Here is a 21,961-nt window from a genome sequence, read left to right as displayed (position 1 = left end):
CACTTACGTGCAATCAATGGTTGATTTTGATTTGTTATATTAAAATTATAAATTTTCCCCCTCTCATGCAAGGATACATGAAAAAGTTTATCAATAGAGTACCTATTGTATGTATTTATAGAACTTTTTCAACGCATTTCTATTGGTGCTTCGACTCCTATGATGGTAAGTCCTGATGATAAAATATTGATAACAGCTTGTATCAACCCCAATCTTGCAAAGGATAACTCTTTATCATCAGGTTGAATAAAGCGTAAATTGAGATTTTCACTCCCTTTATTCCAATGGGTGTGAAAGCTGGAAGCAAGGTCATAAAGATAAAACGCTAATCGATGCGGTTCCTTATGAACGACGGCCTGTTCAATGATACGTGGATATTCAGAAAGTTTGCGTATTAACAATATTTCATGGTCATCTGTTAATCGATGAAGATGGGCGATTAATGTATCATTTGAAAAGCTTTTAATATGAAGCGCTTCCTGTGCTTGACGAAAGACTGAGTGACAACGTGCACTTGCATATTGTACGTAAAAGATGGGGTTATCTTTTGATTGTTCTGTTACTTTTGCAAAATCAAAATCAAGAGGTGCTTCACACTTACGGTATAGCATCATAAAACGCACAGGATCACGCCCAACCTCTTCGACAACATCGCGTAGAGTGACAAAAGATCCTGCTCTTTTTGACATGCGTACAGGATGACCGTTGCGAAAAAGTTTTACCAACTGACATAAGAAGACGCTTAATTTAGCTTTATCCCCAGAAATTGCTTTTGCCATTGCCTCTAGCCGCTTTACATAGCCAGCGTGGTCTGCGCCTAGAATATAAATCATTTCATCAAAATGACGATTAAATTTATCCCGAAAATAAGCAACATCAGCAGCAAAATAAGTGTAAGAACCATCAGATTTGACTAAAACACGGTCTTGGTCATCACCAACATTTGTTGAACGGAACAAAGTTTGTTCACTTGGTTCCCAATCTTCTGTATTTTTTCCCTTGGGAGGGGGGAGTTTTCCTTTGTAGATATAACCATTTAAAGTGAGGTCGTTGATGGTGTTACGAATGGCGCGTGCATTATCTGCATAAAGCATTCGCTCAGAGAAAAAGATATCATGATAAATATTAAGAGCAGCCAAATCTTCGCGAATCATGGTCATCATTGCATGAATTGCACGTTCTTTCACAAGAGATAAGGCTTCATCTTTATCCATCGTGAGGAGTTGGTCACCAAACTCTTGAGCAAGTGATTGTCCCAATGGTATCAAGTATTCTCCAGGATAGAGCCCTTCTGGAATTTCATTAATTTCTTGCCCAAGAGCCTCACGATAGCGCAATAGTACAGAGTGGGCGAGGACTTCGATTTGTTGACCAGCATCATTGATATAATATTCTTTCGTAATGTTATAGCCCGTAAATTGCAGCAAATTGGAGAGAACATCTCCAACAACCGCTCCGCGGCAGTGCCCTACGTGCATTGGTCCTGTCGGATTTGCTGAGACATATTCAACATTGACGCGTTTTCCTTGTCCCATTGGGATACGACCATAAGAAGTGCCTGATTCAAGCATGGATTTTATAGCATCTTGCCAAAATAATTTTGTAAGCTTTATATTTATAAAACCAGGACCGGCAACATCTATATTTTCGATAGAGGAATCATTTTTAAGAAGTTCTATGATTTTATCTGCAAGTGCACGCGGATTGATTCCAATAGATTTTGCAAGCACCATAGCAGCATTGGTTGATAAATGACCATGGGAGGAATCACGCGGAGGATCAACAGTGATTTTTGATAAATCTAGATCTTCTCCATTTTTCCCTTTTATATCAGATAATTCAATTGATCTCTTAATTTTTTTTTCGAAGTTTTTAAAGATATTCATATTTAGCTTCCATGATGATTCCAAAAGCCATTAGACGAAATTATCTGTATGGTCAAATAAACGGTGATATTCACGTAGAGCGTAGTGATCTGTCATGCCTGAAAGAAAGTCAGCAATCAAACGTGCTAACTCTTGATTTTTTAAGTGCACTGTTTTGTTCTGCCAACTTTCAGGCATTGTATTTGGTTTTTCATAATAACAATTGAATAATTTTTGTACAATGCGTTTTGCTGCATTGCGACGACTAAGAACTTGTTCATGGTAGTAAAGATTTTTAAATAAAAAGTTTTTTAGTTCTTTTTCATAAACAGTCATTGTTGGTGAAAAGGTGACAATAGTTTGTTTTGCTTGGTGAATATCGTTTATGCTTGCTGGTTTGATGCGTGCTAAATTTTCTTGTGATTGTTTGATAACATCTTCAACCATGGTTGTTATTTGTCTTCGTACAAGTGTGTAACCACGACGCGCTTGGTCGAGATGGGGGTGCTCATCTGTTATATCTTTTAATATTGCTGCTGTTAGTGAAACATGTTCAAATTGATCGAGTGTTAAAAATTGCGAACGTAGACCATCATCAATATCATGCGCATTGTATGCGATATCATCTGCAATAGCAGCACATTGCGCTTCTAGTCCTGCAAAACAATCGAGTGCAAGGTCTTGCTTTGCATTGTATTGTAAAATATCGATAGGAACCTCCTTATTCTTCGCGTGAGGACCTAAAAGGGGACCATTATGCTTTACAAGTCCTTCGAGGGTTTCCCATGTAAGGTTAAGTCCATCAAAATTTGCATAGCGCTGTTCTAGTTTTGTGACAATGCGTAATGCTTGTGCATTATGATCAAAGCCACCATAATGTATCATGGCTTCATTAAGCGCATCTTCTCCAGCATGGCCAAAGGGCGTGTGTCCAAAGTCGTGAACAAGGGCAATGGCTTCGGCAAGGTCTTCATCAAGACAAAGGGCACGGGCTAATGTTCTTGCAATTTGAGAGACCTCTATGGAATGGGTTAGGCGAGTACGATAATGATCGCTTTCATCAGCAATAAACACTTGCGTTTTATGTTTAAGACGTCGAAATGCATTAGAATGGATAATACGATCTCTATCTCGTTGAAAAGGTGAGCGTGTGGCGCTCATCGTTTCATGAAATAATCTACCACGGCTTGTTTGCGGATGAGCACTGTACACTGCTCGAGATTGGTAATTGAAGTTGATATTGCCTATATCCATTGCAAGCTGCCCATTATCATCTTAGAATTGAGAGTGGTTTATGACAAATAAACTTCTCTTTGAATATGGGATACTCTTTCTTGATGGTTTAATGCAAGGATATATAAAATGAATGTGAAAATTTCAGATGTTGCTGCCAAAAAAATTGCACAGATACTTTTGCGTGAACCCGATAAAATAGCATTGCGTATTTCTGTTGAAGGTGGTGGGTGTTCTGGTTTTTCTTATAAATATGACTTGGTTTCTGAAATGTGTAAAGATGACCTCGTTCTCAAAAAAGATGGGGCAGTTGTGTTTATTGATTTACTATCACTTCCTTTCATGGAAGGAGCTGAGATTGATTTTGTTGATGATCTTATGGGGCAGTCTTTTCAAATCCATAATCCCAATGCTGTTTCATCATGTGGTTGTGGTGTAAGTTTTTCAATTTAAAATGATGGCTTTGTGATATTGTTTCTTGAAAAAAATATCATGTTGGTCAACAATGTGAAAATGGGTATTCTTATAAAAATAGTGCACCGATGTGTATGGTTGTGCGTGGTGCTTGCTTTATTGATCTGGAGCCACTGTGCTTTTTCTGAAGAAGGAGAAGGGAAAGATCAGCAGCAGGGACAATCAAGGAGTTTTATTGTAAAGTCTCAAGAGCAGGAAAAAGAAAATGTAGCATCTCAAACACAACTCATTTTGAATGCTCGATTAACAAATAGTTATCCGGATATTGAAAAAGGGCTTGTCTGGCGGGTTTATGCCCCTATTATAGGGATTGATAATAAATTACCATTAGTGGCAACCTATAAGGGGGGAAGTGCGCGTTTTGATCTCGAACCAGGAAGTTATCTTGTTCATGTCTCATTTGGTCATATGAGTGCTGTGCGCCATATTCGTTTAAAAAATGGACAGAGTCTTGTAAAAAACTTTAATCTTGAGGCTGGTGGTGTCATTTTAAATGCAACACTGCTCAATGGTGTAATGAATGAAAAGGAATTACGTTTTACCATTTATGAGGATGAAAAAGAAAATGATGATACGGGGGTGATTTTATCAAATGTTAAACCCCAATCAGTTGTGCGTTTAAAAGCTGGCCGCTACCATGTTGCTTCCCATTATGGTTCTATTAATGCGACGGCTCGTTCGGATATTCAAGTGGATGCTGGTAAAATGACAGAAGTTACCCTTGAACATCAGGCCGCTCAGATTGTCTTAAAGCTGGTACGACAAGAAGGAGGGGAAGCGCTTGCAGATACCAGTTGGTCTCTTGCTAATGATTCTGGTGATATCGTTTATGAAACAGTTGGTGCTTATGTTTCACTCGTGTTAGCGGAGGGAGAGTATATTGCAATTGCTAAAAATAAAGATAAAATCTATCAAAAAGTTTTTTCAGTCGTTTCTGGTCATGATGAAGATATAAGTGTGGTGGCGAATGAGCAAAATATGCAACGAATTGATGAAGATGTGGATTGATCGTTGTTCATGGGGGTAAACTATGATGAGAGACGGGGTATGAGTTTTGATTGAAATTTCAACAGTTGGTGTGTTTTTTGCTGGGGCACTCTCTTTTTTGTCGCCCTGTGTTTTGCCATTAGTTCCTCCTTATTTGTGCTATATGGCAGGTGTTGGTATTGATGATTTTCGCTCAGAAAATCGTGATGAGAAAGTCTTTATACGGTGGGCTTTATTGTCTTCTGTTATTGCTTTTGTTCTCGGGTTTACGACTGTTTTTGTTGTTTTAGGTGCCAGTGCTAGCACAATTGGGAAATTCATCGGTTATTATCGTGATTGGTTTGCCCTTGCTGCTGGAATTGTCATTATTATTTTTGGTTTAAATTTTTTGGGGATTTTCAAGATCACTTTTTTATTTCGTGAAGCGCGTTTTCAGACCCAAAAAACACCTGCTGGTCCTTTAGGCGCGTATATTATTGGTTTAGCTTTTGCCTTTGGTTGGACACCGTGTATTGGCCCCATTTTAGGTCCTATTATAACGCTTGCTGGAACAAAAGAAACTGTGGGAGAGGGAGCTATCCTATTAGCGGTTTATGCATTAGGTCTTGCTATTCCTTTTATGTTGGCAGCTTTATTTTCGAGCAGTTTTATGCGATTTTTAGGAGCTTTTCGTATTCATTTAGGAAAAGTTGAAAAAATTATTGGTGTTTTTCTTATTCTTACAGGGATTTTGTTTTTAACAGGCTCTATGCAGGATCTTTCATTTTGGCTTTTAGAACATTATCCTTCGTTGAGCTATATTGAAGATATTCGTTGGCACGATATTATGATTTTTTTTGGATTTTCTCGTTAGTCTTATGTGTTTTTATGGTTAGAAGTTGTCTTTCTATTGTTCTTGCTGCAGGTGAGGGGACGCGCATGAAATCGTCTCTGCCTAAGGTACTTCATAAAATTGCTGGATTGCCTCTTATATGCCATGTTCTAAAACAAATAGAATTGGCAGGCTCTTCACAATTAGCAGTCGTTGTGGGATTTGGTGCTAAGGAGGTTACGCACGTTGTTCAGTCATTTGTAAAAGATGTGATGATTTTTGAACAAAAAGAGCGTTTAGGAACAGCCCATGCTGTTTTGTCTGCTCGTTCAGCTTTGCAAAAGGAAGTGGATGATGTTCTCATTGTTTTTGGGGATACGCCTCTCATCCAGCAAGATTCATTGCACCAGATGCGTGTACAGCTTGCTGATGGAGCAGATGTTGTTTTTGCAGGTTTTCATACCCAAAATCCAACAGGTTATGGGCGTCTTCTTGAAAAAAATGGTCAATTGATCGCAATTGTAGAAGAAAAAGACGCTAGCGATGAAGAAAAAAAGATTTCTTTTTGTAACGGTGGAATACTTGCTATGCGTGGAAAACATGCACTTTCTCTTTTAGAGCAAGTTAATAATAACAATGTGAAAAAAGAATATTACTTAACAGATATTGCTTCTCTTGCAACACGTGAAGGATTAGATGTGCGTGTTGTTGAAGTTCCTTTTGAAGATATTGTAGGAATTAATAACGGTCTTGAGCTTTCTGAGGCTGATTCTTTATGGCAAAAACGTAAAGCGCGCGATTTAATGTTATCGGGTGTTACGCTTTTAAAACCAGAAACACTCTATTTTTCTTATGATACAGAAATTGAACCAGGGGTGGTGATAGAACCAAATGTTTATTTTGGATTAAGCGTGAAAGTACAATCTGGTGCTGTTATTCATGCATTTAGTTATCTCGAAGGTGCTGTGGTTGGTAGGGATGCACAGATTGGTCCCTATGCACGTTTGCGTCCTGGAACAGAGTTGGCGAAGTCCGTAAAGATTGGAAATTTTTGTGAAGTCAAACAAGCTAAGATAGGAGAATCTTCTAAAATCAATCATTTAAGTTATATTGGTGATGCTGAAATTGGTGCACATACCAATATTGGAGCCGGTACGATTACCTGCAATTATGATGGATTTAACAAATATAAAACCATGATTGGTGATCATGCTTTTGTTGGGTCTAATACGGCACTTGTTTCCCCATTGGTAATAGGGGATGGCTCTTATGTTGCTTCAGGAAGTGTTATTACTGAAAATATTCCTATGAACAGTATGGCTTTTGGGCGTGCACGGCAGGTAATAAAAGAGGGCTATGCGACAAAATTTCGAGAGCGCTTGTTAGAAAACAAACAGAAAAAATGATTATTTTCAGCTTATTCCTTTGTTTCGTGTTATTCTAACGATCGATAGGATGTTTATTCTTAAAGATTGCCGTACTCCATGTTTGAATTATTTTATTATTTATAGTTTTAAATAAAGGCTGTTGGATTGTTTTATAAGATTTAAATCTTAAGATGTGGGTTGGAGCTTTTTAATGTGTGGAATTATTGGAATTCTTGGAAAGAGGTGTGTTACGTCTTCTTTGGTTGAGGGGTTAAAACGTCTTGAATATAGAGGGTATGATTCATCTGGGGTGGCAACGGTCCATAATGGGCATCTTTATCGTGTACGTTCTGAGGGGAAGCTTGTTCATTTAGAAGAAAAATTAAAAAAAACACCTCTGGAGGGAAGTTTAGGGATTGGTCATACCCGTTGGGCTACGCATGGAATTGCTGTTGAACGCAATGCGCATCCCCATGTGACTGAAAAGCTTGCGATTGTTCATAATGGTATTATTGAAAATTTTGTAGAATTGCAAAAGGAACTCATAGAGGATGGTTATATCTTTGAAACAGAGACGGATACGGAAGTTATTGCACATTTAATAACGCGTGCATTAAAAGATGGTCTTTCTCCGCAAGAAGCTATGCGTACCAGTTGGAAAAGGCTGCAGGGGGCTTTTGCTATTGCTCTTATTTTCGAAGGAGAAGATAACCTTATGATTGCGGCTCGTTCTGGTCCACCTCTGGCAATTGGTTATGGAAAAGATGAATTTTTTGTTGGGTCAGATGCGATTGCTTTGGCACCATTCGTTGATTATATTAGCTATATGGAAGACGGGGATTGGGCTGTTCTCACACGGGAAGGCGTCACAATTTATGATGTATATAATCAACCGGTAAAACGTCCTGTGACAACATTACTTGAAGAGGCTTTATTGATTTCTAAGGGTAATCATCGCCATTTTATGCACAAGGAAATGTTTGAACAACCTGAAGTGATTTCTCATAATTTGGCGCATTATCTTGATCTTGGAAATTATGCCGTTCGACCTTTTAAGAATTTGATTGATTGGAAAAATATTCATCGCCTCCTTTTTGCGAGTTGTGGAACGGCTTATTATTCAACCTTAGTTGCGCGCTATTGGTTTGAGAAATTTGCCGCTTTAAGTGTTGATAATGATGTTGCTTCGGAGTTTCGTTATCGTGAACCTCCTATAACATCTGATGTGTTGTCGCTGTTTGTTTCTCAATCAGGTGAGACAGCTGACACATTGGCTTCTTTGCGTTATTGTCGTGAGCGGGGTGTAAAAACAGCAACAATTGTGAATGTAGAGCAATCAACAATGGCAAGGGAGGCTGATTTTATTCTCCCAACACTTGCCGGACCGGAAATTGGTGTTGCGTCAACAAAAGCTTTTACCTGTCAATTGGCAACGCTTGCTTCACTAGCACTTAGTGCTGCTAAACAACGTGGCTATCTCTCTGTTCAAATGGAACAGCAATTGGTTCAACAATTGGCAGAAGTTCCACGTATTTTAAATGAGGTCTTAAAATTAGAGAGCAAAATTGAATGTATTTGTCGTGATTTAGTGAATGCAAAAAGTGTTCTTTATCTGGGACGTGGGACTTCTTATCCGATTGCTTTGGAGGGAGCCCTTAAACTGAAAGAGCTTTCTTATATTCATGCTGAAGGTTATGCGGCGGGTGAGTTGAAGCATGGACCAATTGCTTTGGTGGATGAGACAATACCTGTTATTGTTGTTGCACCTTATGATCGGTGGTTTGAAAAAACTTTTTCTAATATGCAAGAAGTGGTAGCGCGTAATGGTCGTATTATTTTAATAACCGATAAAAGGGGAGCAGAAGTAGCTTGTCTTAAGACTTTATCAACGATCACTTTGCCAGAAGTTCCAGAATTTATTTCTCCTATTATTTATGCACTCCCTGTTCAGTTAATCGCTTATCATACGGCTGTTTTATTAGGAACAGATGTCGATCAACCCCGTAATTTGGCAAAATCAGTCACGGTTGAATAAAAGTATATTTCTGAATCTTTGGAAGAATAATCAAGTGTAAGAAACTGATTGATAATGATAGCTTATTTTTTCCACTTTTCTCTGTTGAACGAGAATACCGGAGACGGGATTTTTCTTTCTAAATTCTTTACGATAAAACAAAAAATATTTTCTTACCTGTCAAAAAATAGATCAGCTATGTGAATATAATGATAGAAAAATGCGCAATATTTCTTCTACTGTTTTAATGCAAGAATAATTTAGATTGAAAGAAAAGATGCTGTTGTTGGGTTGTTACTCTTTCATGAAGCATAAAGATGGTAAGGGATTGCATAGATTGTTTATGGGTTATTCTAAGAGAGAAAACCGTATTTGAACAGAGAGGTATTTTAATTTTTATTAGAGGGTCTTTATTATCCTGCTCGCAAGAGGCGTGTAGCATCATCGTGTCCGAAAAGATAAAGCAGCAACCGTAAAGCTTGTCCTTGCTGAGAAGAAAGATGAGGATCGCGTTGTAAAAATAAACGAGCATCTTTTCTTGCCATTGACAAAAGATCACTATGAACAGCAAGGTTTGCTATATGAAATTCAGGGACTCCGGATTGTTTTGTACCTAAAAGCTCTCCTTCGCCTCGCAGACGCCAATCTTCTTCAGCGATTTCAAAACCATCTTCTGTATTGCGTATAATATTAAGGCGTGTTGCTGCTGTTTTAGTCAGTGGATCTTTATAGAGCAAAATGCAGGAAGATTTTTTATCGCCTCGTCCTACACGTCCACGCAATTGGTGCAGTTGTGAAAGGCCAAAATGTTCGGCGTGTTCGATGATAATGATCGAAGCATCTGGAATATCTACTCCCACTTCAATAACAGTAGTTGCAACTAAAATACGTGTATTTCCACATTTAAAAGATGCCATAGCGGCTTCTTTTTCTGCTGTAGACATTTTTCCGTGGATCATACCAACGTGTGCACCAAAGCGTTCATGGAGAAATGCAAAGCGGTTTTCAATTGAAGTGAGATCAAGAGCTGTCGATTCCTCCACTAAAGGACAAATCCAATAGAGCTTTTCTCCTTTTTCTAATGCAATTGCGATTCGCTCTATAAGCTCATGAAGACGTTTCAAAGAAAGCATTGCTGTTGTAATGGGTTGTCGTCCCATTGGTTTTTCTGTAATTTTAGATACATCCATATCACCAAAAGCTGTTAAGACAAGTGTGCGCGGAATGGGCGTGGCGGTCATAACCAGCATATCAGGTTTATTGCCTTTTTCTGTAAGAGCGATACGTTGATGGACACCAAAACGGTGTTGTTCATCGATAATGGTTAAGGCAAGATTGTTATAAGTAATGCTGTTTTGTATGAGAGCATGGGTTCCGATGATAATAGAAACTTGACCTGATAGAATATCATTCAAGATATTTGTCCGCAATTTTCCTTTTTCTCGCCCTGTTAAAAGAGTTGTTTGTAATCCGATCTTTTCGGCAAGAGGAGCGATGGTGGCAAAATGTTGCCTGGCAAGTACTTCGGTTGGCGCCATTAAAGCTGATTGTCCTGAATTTTCAGCAATTTGTGCCATTGCCATCAATGCAACAACAGTTTTTCCTGCGCCTACATCACCTTGGAGTAGTCTTAGCATCGGTTCTGGTGAAGCAAGATCATTTGCGATATCTTCTACTGCTTTTTTTTGTTCGGTTGTGAGTTGAAAGGGGAGGACATTAAGCAATTTTTTAGTATAAATTCCTGTTGCTGGTCGAGAAGTGCCTACAAGAGATTTGGTTTTTAAACGCACGAGTCCTAGCGCCAATTGACAAGCGAGCAATTCATCATAGGCAAGACGTTTGCGTGCTGTACTTTCTAGGGATAGATCGTTGGGGTTAATGGGCGCATGGATACGGCGTAAAGCAACAGAAAAAGAAGAAAAATTTTGCTGCTTTTTCACATTTTCATCTATCCATTCTGGGAGGAGAGGAATAAAATCAAGAGCGTTTTGTATAGTCCGTCTTAGTGTTTTTGCAGCTAATCCTGCAGTAGAGGGATAGACAGGTTCGATGAGAGGAATCTGATTTGATTGTTCGCTTGGCGCAATATAGTCGGGATGCGCCATTGAAAATTGCCCATTAAACCATTCAACTTTTCCTGATACAGTAACTTTTTTTCCTTCAGGGAGTTGTTTTTTTAGCCAAAGAGGCTGAGCGTGAAAAAAGACTAAATTTATTTTTCCTGTTTGATCATGGGCAATAACACGATAGGGGATTTTGTTATGACCACGGGGCGGTGGTTGATGTTGATCGATGATAATTTCGAGCGTAACAGTGTCTCCTTCTTTTACACAAGCGATGCTGGGACGCATTCTGCGGTCTATGACGGAATGGGGCATTAATTGAAGAAGATCAATAAGGGTTGCTTCGCGTTGTGTAGGATTAACATTTAAGAGTTTGGTCAGTAAACCATAGGTTTTAGGTGTAATACCAGAAAGAGTTCGAATAGAATTAAAAAGAGGGGTAAGAAGATTTGGAGGCATGAGCAAATTTAACCTGCTCTTTTTGTTTTTTCTAGACCTTTAGAAGAGCTTTTTGGGGATAAAGTCATAAAGAGGAGGTTGCTTTATTTACATATTATTTACACATTGAATTTTAGGAAGAAAAATTAATATTTAAAGATAAATACAATAAAAGGGTGTAAAAATTAAAGTGCTTAGATGAGGTGTATTATTTTTCTTTTTATTTTAGCTGTTTATTTGCTGTGAATAGAAGCATTTTCTTGATAGAACTCTCTTATAAATATTAATAAAATTGGGATATTGCTCCTATGTAGGATGATGAACTTATAGCTTTAAAGTTATGATAAACAGGAGTTTTTTTCTTTTATAAGGGGTGCTGTTTGGCATTTATTTTGTAGTGGGAAATTGTGAGAGTGGTAAAAAATAAAAATAAAACGCAAGAGAACAAAAATTCTCTTCCTCGCTTTATTCATTTGAGAGTGCATTCAGCTTATTCTTTACTCGAAGGGGCTTTAAAAATCCCTCAAATTATTCAACAGGCGATTTCAGATCATGCACCAGCGGTTGCTATTACCGATACCAATAATTTATTTGGTGCTTTGGAATTTTCACAGCATTGTCTTTCTCATGGGGTCCAACCTATTATTGGTTGTCAGCTTACTGTTGATTTTTGTGATGAAAATGATCATTCAGGTTTGGCTAAATGGCGTAATTCTGCTAATTTTTGCTCTATTGTTCTTTTGGCTGCTAGCGAAACCGGTTATGCTCATTTGGTTCGTCTTGTCAGCCGTGCTTATCTTGATAAATGTGATACTGATCCTCCTCATATTAAAGCTAATTGGTTGTCGGCACACAGTGAAGGAATAATTGCTTTAACGGGAGGTAAGGGAGGACCTATTAATCTTTCTTTGGCGGAAGAGAAAAAAGAACATGCTGTTGAGCGCTTGATTTATTTGAAAAAATCTTTTGCTGATCGTCTTTATGTGGAATTACAACGGCATGGCTCTTATGATCGGAGAGTAGAGGCTGATCTTATTGAATTGGCTTATGCGCATGAAATTCCTCTTGTTGCGACAAATGAAGCCTTTTTTCTGAAGAGAGAAGGGTATGAAGCGCATGATGCGCTGATGGCTGTTTCAGAAGGGCAAATAGTCTCTAATCCAGATCGCAAACGTGTGACGCCAGATCATTATTTGAAGTCACAAGATGAAATGGTTACACTGTTTTCGGATCTTCCAGAAGCTTTAGAAAATAGTGTTGAAATTGCATTGCGTTGCCATATTGCCACACCTCTTCGAAAACCGATATTGCCTCGTTTTATAGAACAATCTGCTAATTCAGAAGCTACTTTAGAAGTAGAAGATAGTGAGTTGTTAAATCAGGCTAAAGCTGGTTTGAAGATGCGGCTTGAAACAATTGGATTGGCTGAAGGGTATACGATTGCAGATTATGAGCAGCGGCTTGATTATGAAATTTCAGTTATTACGCGTATGCAATTTTCGGGATATTTTCTTATCGTTTCAGATTTCATAAAATGGGCAAAGGTTCATGATATTCCCGTTGGACCAGGACGGGGTTCTGGTGCTGGTTCACTTGTTGCTTATGCATTGACGATAACTGATGTTGATCCATTGCGTTTTTCTCTTCTCTTTGAACGTTTTCTCAACCCAGATCGTGTTTCGATGCCAGATTTTGATATCGATTTTTGTCAAGAGCGGCGCGAAGAAGTTATTCAATATGTTCAAAAAAAATATGGACGTGATCAAGTTGCTCAAATTATTACCTTTGGTAAGTTACAGGCACGTGCGGTTTTGCGTGATGTGGGGCGTGTTTTAGAAGTTCCTTATCGTCAGGTGGATTATCTTACAAAATTAATTCCTGCTACGCCAGGAAGTCAGGTAGAATTGGCTGATGCTATTAAGGATGAACCTAAATTTGAAGAGGAAAAGAAAAAAGATCCCGTTGTTGGACGCGCATTAGATATAGCACTTCAGTTGGAGGGACTTTATCGTCATGCTTCAACTCATGCTGCTGGGATTGTTATCGGAGATCGTCCGCTTTGGGAGCTTGTCCCGATGTATCGTGATCCTCGTTCTGATATGCCTGTTACACAATTTAACATGAAATATGTTGAACAGGCGGGGCTGGTAAAATTTGATTTTCTTGGATTAAAAACGCTTACTGTTTTGAAAATGGCAGTCGATTTTGTTGCCAGAAAGGGGATTAAAATAGATTTATCAAATATTCCTCTGAATGATGAAACAACCTACGCTATGATGGCACGTGGTGAAACGGTTGGTGTGTTTCAGGTGGAAAGTTCTGGTATGCGCAAGGCGTTGATTGGAATGAAGCCAGACCGTATTGAAGATATTATTGCGCTGGTCGCACTTTATCGTCCAGGTCCAATGGAGAATATTCCAACCTATAATGCACGCAAACATGGGGAAGAGGAAATTGCTTCTATTCATCCTAAAATAGACCATCTGATCAAAGAAACACAAGGTGTTATTGTCTATCAAGAACAGGTGATGCAGATTGCTCAGGTGCTTGCTGGCTATTCGCTTGGAGAAGCTGATTTATTACGTCGTGCTATGGGAAAAAAAATTCATGCTGAAATGCAAAAACAGCGTACGCGTTTTGTTAATGGAGCTGTTGCAGGTGGTGTGGATAAAGATCAAGCTGATATTATCTTTGATCTTTTAGCAAAATTTGCCGATTATGGTTTTAATAAATCGCACGCTGCTGCTTATGCAATTGTTTCTTACCAAACAGCTTATATGAAAGCAAACTATCCCGTTGAGTTTTTAGCTGCTTCAATGACGTATGATATGACGAATACAGATAAGCTCAATGATTTTCGGCGTGAAGCATTAAGGTTGGGTATTGAAGTTATTGCACCTTCTATACAAACATCTCATCGTGTTTTTGAGGTTGGTGATAACTGTATTTATTATTCTCTTGCTGCCATTAAAGGTGTGGGAGAAACTGTTGTGGATCATATTGTTACTTGTCGTGGGAATAAGATTTTTAAGGATTTGGAAGATTTTTGTGCGCGTATTGATCCTCGTATTGTTAATAAGCGTGCGATGGAAAGTTTAGTTTGTGCTGGTGCTTTTGATTGTTTTAACATTGCACGTGAGGTTTTATTAGCCAATCTTGGAACCCTTCATGCGCGTGCACTTCGTATTCTCGATGACAATTCTAGCGGGCAGGTTGATATATTTGGAATGGCAGGCGGATTAAAAGAACCATTGATTTTATCGCAAACAACCCCTTGGTTGCCGGCTGAGAAACTTTATCGAGAATTTCAAGCTATAGGTTTTTACTTTTCTGCGCATCCTTTGGAGGAGTATCAAGCTATTCTGGACAAAAAACGTATTCAGACTTGGGGTAATTTTGCCAATGCCGTTAAAGGGGGAGCAACGGCTGCACGGCTTGCTGGAACTGTTGTGGCAAAAAACGTGCGTAAAACAAAATCTGGTAAAAAAATGGGAATTATTCATTTTTCTGATACAAGTGGACAATATGAAGCAGTTCTCTTTTCTGAGGCACTATCGGATTATGAAGAGATGCTAGAACCCGGAAAATCTTTTATTATTACGGTAAGCGCAGAAAATCGTTCTGAAGGAGTTAGTTTGCGAATTGAAACAATTCAGTCTTTGGAAAATGAATCATTACAACAGCATAAAATGATGCGTCTTTTTATAAAAACAGTTGATATGCTTCCACAAATTGAACAAAATTTAAATCTTGGGGGAAATGGAGAGGTTGGGCTTATTTTAATTCAAGAGGATGGATTGCGAGAAGTCGAAATTGCGCTTCCTAAGCGATATAAGGTAAATTCACATGTCGCAAATGCGATGAAATTAATTCAGGGTGTTGTTGATGTAGAACTGAGTTAAAGAAAGATTAAAGATGGGAGCTGATTTTGAGTGGTGTTTTTGCTTTTAGGAGAGCTAAAAATTGAGCTTTTAAAGTCGGATTGTAGGTTTCGAAAAATTTTGCTTTTATTTGAGTAAATTATGATGGGTTTTAGTGTCATAGAGTCAAAAAATCTCGTTCTTTCGTAATATTCAAAGTACTGGAAAAATTTTATAAGTTTTTATCATTATTTTTTATGGAATTCATTGCATCATACATGTAAAGCCAATTGAGATCTGACATAATGCTCTCTGGTGTACGAATTTTCATCATGAGATTGCGTGCAATTGCTATGGGACCGGTTGCGTGATAGGCTAATCTATTGAAATCTCCGCGTTTTTTTACTGCTGCAATACGGGGGGTGCGTGTTGTTTCGTAAAGCGAAAGTGCTTTCGTTAATGAAAAATCTTGCAATGAAAGTGCTTCTGCTAATGTGGCAGCATCTTCGATTGCCATAGCGGCACCTTGTGCTGCAAAAGGTAAGGCAGCATGTGCGCAATCGCCAACAAATACTTGTCTCTCTAAACCGATAAAACGATTTTGTTTCATTTGAAAGAGTGGCCAATAGCTCCATTCATCAATATGATCAAAGATTTGTAAGATTTTTGAATTCCAATCTCTAAAAAGAGATTTGAGTTTTTCTTTATCTCCTTTATGAGCCCATCCTTCTTTTGAATTTTCTCCATTTGTGATGGCGACAAAATTAAAAATTTTTTCTGACGATTGAATGGGATAGACAACAAGATGATTTTTTGGTCCCATCCAAGCCGTAATTGTCTTCATATTTTGCAATGAAGAACGAAAGTTTTGAGGAAGATTATCAAATGTTGTTGTTGCACGCCAAGCAATAAAGCCACTAAAATTTGCTCTTTCATGAAAAGGAGATTGTTGCCGTAATGTTGACCAAACGCCATCACATCCGATCAGGAGGGGCGTTGAATGAAGCTGTTCTGTTGCCGTATCTGTTTTTATTGTTGTGATTTTAATGTTGCTTGCAGATTGGGTAGAAGATACAATCGTTTCGCCTGCTTTGTATTTGATCAAAGGATTTTCAATCACTGCATTATATAAAATTTTTTGTAAAGCCGCGCGGTGAATCGTCATATAAGGGGCTTTCCAATATTTTTCTGTTAGATTAATAAGATGAGCCCGTAGATGTATTTTTAAAGATAGTCCATTTTTTAACTCAAGAAAATGTGGGATTGTCGCGACTTCAGCGAGTTTATTAAGAAGTTCCCAGCGAGCAAGAATAGATGTTGCATTTGGTGTCAGTTGAATACCAGCGCCTATCGTTTCAAGTTGCTTATACTTTTCGATAATGGTGCTTGCAATTCCTTTATGAGCGAGTGCTAAAGCGGTGCTTAAACCAGCAATTCCTCCTCCAACAATGATGGGTGATTGTTCCACAAACGATTTCATATTAAAGCAGAATTAAAAGAGTGGTTATTAAGAAAGCCAAAAAACGCGATTATAATAGCTTTTCTGGATGATATAAGCATCCTGTTGGGTTTGTTTGATCGTATGATAGCGAGGGAACATAACGATAAAGGGTTGAGCAGTAAGGGCAAATTTTCTCATCTGCTGCTCCCATGTCGATAAAGATATGAGGATGATCGAATGGTTGTGTAGCGCCTACACACATAAATTCTTTCACACCAATTTCGATTGTTTTATATCCAAGGTCATTTTGGAAATGAGGAATATTGTGATCAGCCATGGGGTACAAACTCCAGAATAAATTGTCTCATCAGCTATGATTGGGCTCTTCTATTTTATAGGCGTGAGTTTGTAATAAAGCTTATGATAATGCAAGCTGCTTTTTAAGACAAATTTCTCCTATTTTATGCTATATTATAATAATTGTCTTACTTTTAGTGCTTTGCGCATAGAAGATAGTTCCAAGTATTTTTAAATATTAAATGGAAAAATGATAAGGAAAGTTAGGCATTGATATATTATTATGATGATAACATGTTATCAAATGTTATGTGAGATATTTCGTCAAGGATTTTAGAAAATATAAAAGAAAATTATTTAGGATATATGGAACAGAGGGTGGTAGATAAAATTTCTATATCGAATATAACAATGAAAAATCCGGTACGGTTTATTAATCGAGAGTTTTCATGGCTACAATTTAATAATCGTGTTTTGATGGAAGCGGCTAATGCGAGACATCCTTTATTAGAACGTCTACAATTTCTTTCTATTTCAGCTGCAAATCTTGATGAGTTTTTTATGGTTCGTGTTGCAGGACTAGCAGCTCAAATTCGTGCTCGCGTTACAGCGTGCAGTGCAGATGGGCACACTCCACAGGAACAACTTGATATTGTATTAGCTGAGATTTCAAAGCTGCAGGCTCACCAACTACGAGAATTGAATATTTTACGTGATGAATTAAAAAAGAATGATATTGAAATTATTTGTTCTGATGATCTTTCAGAAATTGAAAAATCATGGCTTGAAAAATATTTTCTTGAGACAATTTTTCCTGTTTTAAAACCTTTGCCTGTTGATTCTACTCATCCTTTTCCATTTATTCCTAATTTAGGCCTTTCTATTGCGCTTCAATTGTCTGGAGAAACTGATCAGAACTCTCACATAGTGTTGTTGTCTATTTCAATGCTTTTGAGGCGTTTTATTCTTCTTCCTCAAGAGGGTAATCATTTTCGTTTTATTGCATCTGAAGATGTTATTTGCCTTTTTATTAAACATGTATTTCCTAACTATGAGGTTACAGGAATTGGTATATTTAGAGTAATCCGAGATAGTGATATTGAGGTAGAAGAAGAAGCTGAGGATCTTGTTCATTTTTTTGAAACTGCTCTCAAAAGGCGGCGCCGTGGGCAGGTTATTCGAGTTGAGTTTGACGCAAGAATGCCAGAGAGTTTACGCCAATTTATAGCGAATAGTCTCGCTGTCCCTGATAATTGTATTAATGTTCTTGATGGATTTTTAGCGCTTAATACGGTATCAGAAATTGTTTCTATTCCTCGTGATGATCTCAAATTTATTCCTTATATTTCTCGTGTTCCAGAATGTATTCGTGAACATAAAGGGGATTGTTTTGCGGCTATTCGTGAAAATGATATTGTGATTCATCACCCCTATGAGACATTTGATGTTGTTGTCCAATTTTTACGTCAAGCTGCTTGCGATCCTGATGTTGTGGAAATCAAACAAACACTTTATCGTACATCAAATGATAGCCCAATTGTTAGCGCTTTGATTGAAGCAGCTGAACAGGGAAAGTCTGTGACTGCTTTGGTAGAACTTAAAGCACGTTTTGATGAGGAAGCAAATATTCGTTGGGCGCGGGATCTTGAATGTGCTGGGGTTCAAGTTATTTTTGGTTTTATTGCATTAAAAACTCATGCTAAGATGTCATTGGTTGTGAGACGTGAGGGAAAACGTCTTTGCTCTTATGTTCATCTTGGAACAGGAAATTATCATCCCATTAACGCTAAAACTTATACCGATCTTTCTTTTTTTTCCACGGATGATGATATCGCTCATGATGTTGCGTTATTGTTCAATTATATTGCGCAATATGAGCGTCCAAATGAAACAATGAAGATTGCTTTTTCACCCTTAACATTGCGTGGTCGTATCTTAGAGCATATTGAGGGAGAAATTGTTCATGCACAACAGGGAAGGTTTGCTGCTATTTGGATGAAAGTTAATGCATTGGTTGATCCTGAAATTATTGATGCTTTATATCGTGCCAGTCAAGCAGGGGTGCGAATTGATTTGGTTGTGCGGGGGATATGTTGTTTACGTCCTCGTATTCTAGGAATTTCGGATAATATTCGTGTAAAATCAATTGTCGGGCGTTTTCTTGAACATAGTCGCATTTTTTGTTTTGGGAATGGTCAAGATTTGCCTAATGAAAATGCACTCGTTTACTTAGGCTCTGCTGATATGATGCCTCGTAATCTGGACTATCGTATTGAAATATTGGTTCCAGTTTTTAATAAAATAGTGCGTCAAAAAATTCTTTTACAGATTATGTTGGCTAATATCATTGATAATCAACAAAGCTTTGATATACTTAAGGATGGAACATCAAAACGTATTACGCCACAGATAGGTGAAAGTCTATTTAATGCGCAGGAGTATTTTATGGCCAGTACAAGTTTTGCAGGGGAAAATGAGTCTTTTGAGTCTTCTGTTTCGCGCTTGGTTGCGTTGCATCGGCAACAAGCCGAAATACATAAAGACTAAAATCCAATGACATATAGAGATGCTCAAGGTCGGTTAAAAGGGTGTAAGCCTGTTGCTGTTATTGACATTGGCTCAAATTCTGTTCGGTTGGTTATTTATGAGGGGCTTGTTCGCTCACCAACAGTTTTATTTAATGAAAAGATTCTTTGTGGTCTCGGTCATGGTGTGGCAAAAACGGGATTTTTAGAAGAACAATCGATGAAAATGGCATTGCAAACACTGAAACGGTTTCGTACGCTTTGTCGACAGATTGGGGCAGATGAGGTCTATACTTTAGCAACAGCAGCAGCACGAGATGCAAAGAATGGCGTAGCATTTATTCAGCATGCTGAAGATATTTTGCAAAATAAAATATATCTTCTTTCAGGAAGTGAAGAAGCTATGTATTCAGCATATGGAGTTGTTTCTACTTTTTATCAACCAAAAGGTATTTCTGGAGATCTTGGTGGTGGAAGTCTTGAGCTGATTGATATTGATCATTCTGATGTTGGTGAAGGGATAACTCTCCCATTGGGTGGTTTAAGGTTACAGTATATGTCAAATAATGATAGTGCTGTAGCTACAAAAATTGTACATGAGCAATTTTATAAATCGTCTGTTGTTCGTACTCGTAAAGGTACAGCACGTTATTTTTATGCAGTAGGGGGGACATGGCGTAATTTGGCAAAACTCCATATGGCAATGAAACACTATCGGCTCCCTGTTATGCATGGCTATGAAGTTGAAGCCGTTGAAATGGAGAACTTTTTACGTCTTGTAGCACGTGGCAATATTGATGATTTGAGAGGGATTGCAGCGATTTCTCAGAATCGTCGGAAACTTTTATCTTATGGGGCAATAGTTCTTATTGAACTCATTCAGTGTATGCAGTTTGAAAAGATAATTTTTTCAGGTGCTGGAGTTCGTGAAGGTTTTCTTTATTCACGATTGCCGCAGGCGATTCAGCTGTCAGATCCTCTCATTGCAGCATGCACAGAAATGGCCATTTTACGGGCACGTTCACCAAAACAAGCAGAAGAACTCATTGATTTTACGACGAATGCTTTTGAAGTTTTTGGAATTTCAGAAACTGAAAATGAATGTCGTTATCGTCAAGCTGCTTGTCTTCTTGCGGATATTGGTTGGCGTATACATCCAGATTATAGAGGTAATGAAGCAGCAAATCAAATAGCTTTAGGATCTTATCCAGGAATTTCCCATGAAGGGCGCCTTTATGCGGCGCTTGCTGTTTTTTTTCGCAATACGAGTTTATTGGTTGATAAAGAATCTCTTCCCATTTTTCAATTAGCAACTCAAAATATAATTGAGAAAGCACGTATTCTTGGCGAAACTATGCGTATTGCTCATCTTTTTAGTGCTTCTGTTGCAGGAATTTTACCTCATTTATTGTGGCATAAAAAAGCAGATCATATTATCCTGCAGATCCCAAAGAATTACGCTGGGTTATTAGGAGAACGTCCTCTTGGACGATTACAGACGTTATCAAAAATAATAAAACAACCTCTCGCTTTTGAAATTTTTTGATTTTTTTCCTAATTTATTCGTGTTTTATGTCTTATAATAGGGCTATTGACGAGGGATAAACTAGCTAACCTATCATCATGAGCTGGACAATAGGACTTGTTCCATAACTTTCATACCAGACACCACGCAAGGCATTGGTAATGCTCTGAGCATTCATAAAATAAAACATAATTTTTTATTCTGTTATTTGCGTCACAAGATGGATTTTTCACTTCATAAGCTTCATGTGAAAATGAAAGCCTTGTCCATTTTTACCTGAAAAGGTTTTCTTTTTATGCTGCGTCGTTATAACGTTTCTGTTTAGCTTGCTCGATTATATTGATAAGATTCGATTGTAACCAACGCGATAAAAAAACAAACTTTTAAAGGTTTTGGGAGAGATCCATTGGTTACATGACACCGGAATGTTGAAATACTCATATGAAGCAGTTTTGCACTTTCACGGTCTGTCAAAAGAATATCATTTCAGTCATTATAAAATCCTTTCACTATAAAAAATAGAAATAAATCATAACTATTTATTAACCATGATTTTTTGAAAGGCGTTTAATCTATAAAAAACAGCGCTTTATCATATAATTTCTTATGTAAAACTTTATGAGTCTTATTGAGATGGAATGAGAGAATCTTATGATATTCGGGGGTCTAATTTAATATAAATAACGCTAGATTATCTTTATAAATCAGTATGTTGTCTTTGTTAGGTGTTTTAGTTGTTATGCTGGCTGGTTTTTGATTGTTATATTGCAATCTCGGTAGTTTTTTAATACGATATGGGGACGTAAGATATTATATCTTTGTTTGTTCCTATTGCTAGGCTGCTATTTTTGTAATGAGTGCGCTTTTATTATCAGAACTTTTTCTTTTCAAAACTTTTAAATAAGGAGCTGTCTGTTTTTTTAGATTATTTTTAATAGGATTGCTATTTGATTGACTGGGTAAAGATTTAGCTGTCATTTTTAATAAGGGTTCACTATTTAATTTTTAACTTTGTCAGAAGTAGGCTTTATTTATCCTGTTTGCGTTGGTCTATAGGGCAT

Annotated in this window: 13 protein-coding genes and 1 pseudogene; 8 read left to right on the top strand and 6 right to left on the bottom strand. The window is 37.8% G+C overall.

The features are described from left to right. Window positions 1–128 precede the first annotated feature (128 nt). Together argS and ACFIJR_RS07570 are read right to left on the bottom strand one after the other, a co-directional pair. The gene (gene argS / locus ACFIJR_RS07575) at window positions 129–1,886 is read right to left on the bottom strand and encodes an arginine--tRNA ligase (RefSeq protein ID WP_375626928.1); all 1,758 of its coding nucleotides are present in this window, start codon (window positions 1,884–1,886) and stop codon (window positions 129–131) included. A gap of 30 nt (window positions 1,887–1,916) precedes the next feature. Beyond that, a complete protein-coding gene (locus tag ACFIJR_RS07570; protein WP_375625971.1) occupies window positions 1,917–3,119 on the bottom strand; it encodes a deoxyguanosinetriphosphate triphosphohydrolase in 1,203 nt (400 codons plus the stop codon). Window positions 3,120–3,227: 108 nt separating this feature from the next. Between ACFIJR_RS07570 and ACFIJR_RS07565 the strand changes: the two genes are divergently transcribed. The 5 genes from ACFIJR_RS07565 (at window position 3,228) to glmS (ending at window position 8,772) form a co-directional block, all read left to right on the top strand. Continuing rightward, window positions 3,228–3,551, top strand: coding sequence for an iron-sulfur cluster assembly accessory protein (locus tag ACFIJR_RS07565; RefSeq protein WP_015856510.1), 324 nt, complete (start codon window positions 3,228–3,230; stop codon window positions 3,549–3,551). 39 nt (window positions 3,552–3,590) lie between these two features. Further along, window positions 3,591–4,580 (top strand): carboxypeptidase regulatory-like domain-containing protein, encoded by a 990-nt coding sequence (locus ACFIJR_RS07560; RefSeq protein WP_375626070.1) that lies wholly within the window; start codon window positions 3,591–3,593, stop codon window positions 4,578–4,580. Window positions 4,581–4,626: 46 nt separating this feature from the next. Beyond that, window positions 4,627–5,412: a cytochrome c biogenesis CcdA family protein gene (locus ACFIJR_RS07555; protein WP_375648136.1), complete on the top strand. Its 786-nt coding sequence runs from the start codon at window positions 4,627–4,629 to the stop codon at window positions 5,410–5,412. A gap of 14 nt (window positions 5,413–5,426) precedes the next feature. Next, window positions 5,427–6,776, top strand: a complete 1,350-nt coding sequence (gene glmU / locus ACFIJR_RS07550) for a bifunctional UDP-N-acetylglucosamine diphosphorylase/glucosamine-1-phosphate N-acetyltransferase GlmU (protein ID WP_375653907.1) — start codon at window positions 5,427–5,429, stop codon at window positions 6,774–6,776. 172 nt (window positions 6,777–6,948) lie between these two features. Beyond that, window positions 6,949–8,772, top strand: a complete 1,824-nt coding sequence (gene glmS, locus ACFIJR_RS07545) for a glutamine--fructose-6-phosphate transaminase (isomerizing) (protein ID WP_375625966.1) — start codon at window positions 6,949–6,951, stop codon at window positions 8,770–8,772. A gap of 392 nt (window positions 8,773–9,164) precedes the next feature. On the opposite strand, the gene recG is transcribed toward glmS, so the two are convergent. Further along, window positions 9,165–11,273, bottom strand: coding sequence for an ATP-dependent DNA helicase RecG (recG, locus tag ACFIJR_RS07540; protein ID WP_375653906.1), 2,109 nt, complete (start codon window positions 11,271–11,273; stop codon window positions 9,165–9,167). Window positions 11,274–11,665: 392 nt separating this feature from the next. Between recG and dnaE the strand changes: the two genes are divergently transcribed. Next, complete coding sequence (gene dnaE / locus ACFIJR_RS07535; RefSeq protein ID WP_375653905.1) at window positions 11,666–15,154, top strand: DNA polymerase III subunit alpha; 3,489 nt, start codon at window positions 11,666–11,668, stop codon at window positions 15,152–15,154. Between the two features lie 190 nt (window positions 15,155–15,344). Here the strand turns inward: dnaE and ACFIJR_RS07530 are convergent, their stop codons facing one another. Both ACFIJR_RS07530 and ACFIJR_RS07525 read right to left on the bottom strand, forming a co-directional pair. Next, entirely contained in the window at window positions 15,345–16,592 is a 1,248-nt protein-coding gene (locus tag ACFIJR_RS07530; protein WP_375653903.1) for an FAD-binding protein, read from the bottom strand. A gap of 49 nt (window positions 16,593–16,641) precedes the next feature. Next, complete coding sequence (locus ACFIJR_RS07525) at window positions 16,642–16,890, bottom strand: zinc-finger domain-containing protein (protein ID WP_375623967.1); 249 nt, start codon at window positions 16,888–16,890, stop codon at window positions 16,642–16,644. 326 nt (window positions 16,891–17,216) lie between these two features. Here ACFIJR_RS07525 and ACFIJR_RS07520 point away from each other — a divergent pair, with 326 nt between their 5' ends. Then, complete coding sequence (locus tag ACFIJR_RS07520; protein WP_375653902.1) at window positions 17,217–19,397, top strand: RNA degradosome polyphosphate kinase; 2,181 nt, start codon at window positions 17,217–17,219, stop codon at window positions 19,395–19,397. A 6-nt stretch (window positions 19,398–19,403) separates the two neighbouring features. Then, window positions 19,404–20,921 (top strand): exopolyphosphatase, encoded by a 1,518-nt coding sequence (ppx, locus tag ACFIJR_RS07515; protein WP_375648129.1) that lies wholly within the window; start codon window positions 19,404–19,406, stop codon window positions 20,919–20,921. Window positions 20,922–21,193: 272 nt separating this feature from the next. Here the strand turns inward: ppx and ACFIJR_RS07510 are convergent. After that, window positions 21,194–21,380, bottom strand: a pseudogene (locus ACFIJR_RS07510) (helix-turn-helix transcriptional regulator). Between the last annotated feature and the right edge of the window lie 581 nt (window positions 21,381–21,961).

This window comes from Bartonella sp. OD88NMGDW (genome assembly GCF_042193775.1).
Taxonomy (GTDB): Bacteria; Pseudomonadota; Alphaproteobacteria; order Rhizobiales; family Rhizobiaceae; genus Bartonella; species Bartonella grahamii.
The sequence above is the reverse complement of the archived record's forward strand: the minus strand, read 5'-3'. Positions and strand labels throughout refer to the sequence as shown.

What these genes read in the sequence shown, in the direction of transcription:
- ACFIJR_RS07565 (WP_015856510.1), top strand. Translation starts at nt 3,228, where the DNA reads ATGAATGTGAAAATTTCAGATGTTGCTGCCAAAAAAATTGCACAGATA.
- glmS (WP_375625966.1), top strand. Translation starts at nt 6,949, where the DNA reads ATGTGTGGAATTATTGGAATTCTTGGAAAGAGGTGTGTTACGTCTTCT.
- argS (WP_375626928.1), bottom strand. Translation starts at nt 1,886, where the DNA reads ATGAATATCTTTAAAAACTTCGAAAAAAAAATTAAGAGATCAATTGAA.
- ACFIJR_RS07570 (WP_375625971.1), bottom strand. Translation starts at nt 3,119, where the DNA reads ATGGATATAGGCAATATCAACTTCAATTACCAATCTCGAGCAGTGTAC.
- recG (WP_375653906.1), bottom strand. Translation starts at nt 11,273, where the DNA reads ATGCCTCCAAATCTTCTTACCCCTCTTTTTAATTCTATTCGAACTCTT.
- ACFIJR_RS07520 (WP_375653902.1), top strand. Translation starts at nt 17,217, where the DNA reads ATGGAACAGAGGGTGGTAGATAAAATTTCTATATCGAATATAACAATG.
- ACFIJR_RS07530 (WP_375653903.1), bottom strand. Translation starts at nt 16,592, where the DNA reads ATGAAATCGTTTGTGGAACAATCACCCATCATTGTTGGAGGAGGAATT.
- ACFIJR_RS07525 (WP_375623967.1), bottom strand. Translation starts at nt 16,890, where the DNA reads ATGGCTGATCACAATATTCCTCATTTCCAAAATGACCTTGGATATAAA.
- glmU (WP_375653907.1), top strand. Translation starts at nt 5,427, where the DNA reads ATGGTTAGAAGTTGTCTTTCTATTGTTCTTGCTGCAGGTGAGGGGACG.
- ppx (WP_375648129.1), top strand. Translation starts at nt 19,404, where the DNA reads ATGACATATAGAGATGCTCAAGGTCGGTTAAAAGGGTGTAAGCCTGTT.
- ACFIJR_RS07560 (WP_375626070.1), top strand. Translation starts at nt 3,591, where the DNA reads ATGTTGGTCAACAATGTGAAAATGGGTATTCTTATAAAAATAGTGCAC.